The organism is Neobacillus drentensis (genome assembly GCF_036962765.1).
In the GTDB taxonomy this organism is placed as follows: domain Bacteria; phylum Bacillota; class Bacilli; order Bacillales; family Cytobacillaceae; genus Neobacillus; species Neobacillus drentensis_C.
Map to the genome: position 1 here is coordinate 2,426 of NZ_JBALOS010000195.1, position 268 is coordinate 2,693.

Sequence of the window (268 nt, forward strand, 5' to 3'; positions counted from 1 at the left end):
GATTGTCTATGGCAAATAGATAAAATCATCATAAATTGAAATAGAAAAGAAAAAATTGTTAAGAAAGTGGTGGAAAGATGGTACTAAAGCTTGATATTGAACATTTACTTTCACAAGCTAAAGAAAATGGTGTAGTTGGATTTTTAGATAATAATCCTGTAGGTAAAAAGGAAGGTAACAATAAATCAAGTTCAGGAAGTACTGGATCTTCTGGTAGTGGAACTAAGGGTAGCTCCAGTAGTGGACATAGCAGCTCTGGCAGCGGCAG

Annotated in this window: 1 protein-coding gene; it reads left to right on the top strand. The window is 35.1% G+C overall.

Annotation, left to right across the window (positions count from 1 at the left end; genetic code table 11):
• Positions 1-77: 77 nt before the first annotated feature.
• A partial coding sequence (locus V7137_RS22045) for a hypothetical protein (protein WP_335700056.1) occupies positions 78-268 on the top strand: 191 nt, incomplete at its 3' end.